Source organism: Pseudohalocynthiibacter aestuariivivens (assembly GCF_018457175.1).
GTDB classification, from domain to species: domain Bacteria; phylum Pseudomonadota; class Alphaproteobacteria; order Rhodobacterales; family Rhodobacteraceae; genus Pseudohalocynthiibacter; species Pseudohalocynthiibacter aestuariivivens.
On the sequence record NZ_JAGFNU010000037.1, the window covers coordinates 1 to 2,496 of the forward strand.

The 2,496-nt window shown below is 55.0% G+C and carries 2 protein-coding genes; both read left to right on the top strand.

All coding sequences use genetic code 11. From position 1 onward, the window contains the following. Nucleotides 1–113: 113 nt before the first annotated feature. The gene (gene istA, locus J4E70_RS19180; RefSeq protein WP_213891547.1) at nucleotides 114–1,643 is read left to right on the top strand and encodes an IS21 family transposase; all 1,530 of its coding nucleotides are present in this window, start codon (nucleotides 114–116) and stop codon (nucleotides 1,641–1,643) included. Further along, complete coding sequence (gene istB / locus J4E70_RS19185; protein ID WP_213891549.1) at nucleotides 1,633–2,424, top strand: IS21-like element helper ATPase IstB; 792 nt, start codon at nucleotides 1,633–1,635, stop codon at nucleotides 2,422–2,424. The genes istA and istB overlap by 11 nt, the downstream gene beginning before the upstream one ends. Nucleotides 2,425–2,496 lie beyond the last annotated feature (72 nt).

Sequence of the window (2,496 nt, forward strand, 5' to 3'; positions counted from 1 at the left end):
TGTTGATTTGCGTTGAGAACTGACCCGGTAGGCCCCTAAATTTTCACTGAGAATTGACCCATGTAACGACGCTACCCTGACGCTTTTGTTCAGGGAGATATGGAGTGATTGACATGGGATTTTTAAGTGTAATACGACGTTGGGCATTGCGTGAAGAGATGCCAATTCGTGAGATAGCCCGCCGGACGGGTTTGTCTCGCAATACCATCAAGAAGTACCTGCGCGAGGGCGCGGTTGAGCCGAAGTTTAAGACGCCCAAGCGGGTAAGCAACCTAGATCCGTACGCGGACCGTTTGTCAGCTTGGTTGCTGGCTCAGACACGCAAGTCGCGCAAGGAACGGCGCACTGTGAAGCAGATGCATGCTGATTTGGTGAAGCTTGGTTATGAGGGATCCTACGCGCGCGTGGCCGCTTTTGCCCGTGCCTGGCGTGAGGACCGGCAACGTGTAGAGCAAACAACTGGGCGCGGCACGTTCGTACCTTTGGTGTTCCAACCCGGCGAAGCGTTCCAGTTTGACTGGAGCGAAGACTGGGCCACTATCGGAGGCGAACGCGTCAAGCTGCAGGTCGCCCATACGAAGCTGTCGCACAGCCGTGCATTCTTGGTGCGCGCCTATCCATTGCAAACGCATGAGATGCTGTTCGATGCCCATTGGCATGCGTTCCGCGTGTTCGGCGGTGTGCCTGGGCGCGGTATCTATGACAACATGAAGACTGCGGTGGATCGCGTTGGCCGTGGCAAACAGCGCGACATCAACGCGCGGTTCAAAGCGATGGTCAGTCACTATGTTTTTGAGCCTGAGTTTTGCAACCCAGCGGCGGGCTGGGAGAAGGGACAAGTGGAGAAGAACGTCCAAGATGCGCGCAATCGCATGTGGCAAGTTATGCCCGTCTTCAAGGATCTGGATGAGCTGAACCAGTGGCTAGAAGATCGCTGTATTGCTCTTTGGACTGAGACACCGCATCGCGACCTCCCTGGGACCATCGCCGATGCCTGGGAAGCAGAGAAGCCCATGTTGATGGCATTGCCACCGGCCTTCGATGGCTTTGTAGAACACAGTAAGCGTGTGTCGCCGACATGTTTGATCACCTTCGAACGCAATCGCTACAGCGTGCCTGCCAGCTTCGCCAACCGGCGCGTCAGCTTGCATGTCTATCCGGAACGGCTGGTCATAGTGGCCGAGGGGCAAACTGTTTGCACACATGAACGCATCATAGATCGATCACACCGCAAACCAGCCAAGGTCGTTTATGACTGGCGACACTATCTTGCTGTAATCCAACGTAAACCTGGTGCTCTGCGCAACGGCGCACCGTTCATTGAGATACCCGATGCCTTCCGCAGCCTGCAAGATCACATGCGCCGCAGAGAAGGCGGTGACCGTGAGATGGTCGATATCCTGTCATTGGTTCTGCACCACGATGAGGATGCCGTTCTGTGTGCCGTAGAATTAGCGTTGGAGGCCGGCGTGCCCACCAAGACCCACATCCTGAACTTGTTGCACAGGCTGATCGACGGGAAGCATGCTAATCTTCCAGAGATCGACCCACCCGATGCTCTGGCATTGGAAACAGCGCCAAAGGCAAACGTGGGCCGCTATGATGATCTGAGACAGGCTGGGGAGAAGCACCATGCGTCATGACCCAGCAGGAGCCTCAATCGTGATTATGCTGCGCAGCCTCAAACTCTATGGCATGGCAAACGCGGTGGAAGATCTGGTTGCCCAAGGTGGGCCAGCTTTTGAGGCCGCAACACCGATGTTGTCCCAGTTACTCAAAGCCGAGATTGCGGAACGGGAGGTACGCTCAGTCGCATACCAAACAAAGGTTGCACGGTTCCCGTCGTACAAAGACCTTGCTGGCTTTGACTTCAAATCCAGCGACATAAATGAGGCCACCGTCCGGCAACTGCATCGGTGCGAGTTCATGGAGAACGCTGAGAACGTTGTGCTCATCGGCGGCCCTGGAACGGGCAAGAGCCATGTTGCAACGGCCATCGGCGTTCAGGCCATTGAACATCACCGGCGCAAGGTTCGCTTCTACTCGACTGTTGAATTGGTCAACGCGCTAGAACAGGAAAAGGTGCTCGGAAAGACCGGAAAGATGGCTGAGATGATGACCAAAATCGACCTCGTTGTTTTGGACGAGCTTGGCTACTTGCCATTCAGCCCATCGGGCGGCGCACTCCTGTTCCATCTGCTGAGCAAACTCTACGAACGGACCAGCGTTATCATAACCACAAACCTCAGCTTCTCAGAATGGGCTCAGGTCTTCGGGGATGCAAAGATGACGACCGCGCTTTTGGATCGCCTCACACATCGCTGCCACATCCTCGAAACCGGCAACGACAGCTACCGCTTCAAAGCCAGCTCTGAGGCCGCAAAGAAAACACGAAAGGAAACACCGACATTGACCGCGAAATAAACGCTGATACATAATCAAGGGTGGGTCAAATCTCGGTGAAAATACCGGGTCAGTTCTCAACGCAAATCAACA

Bases quoted from the DNA above. Each gene is read 5' to 3' on its own strand.
- istA (WP_213891547.1), top strand. From the start codon at position 114: ATGGGATTTTTAAGTGTAATACGACGTTGGGCATTGCGTGAAGAGATG.
- istB (WP_213891549.1), top strand. From the start codon at position 1,633: ATGCGTCATGACCCAGCAGGAGCCTCAATCGTGATTATGCTGCGCAGC.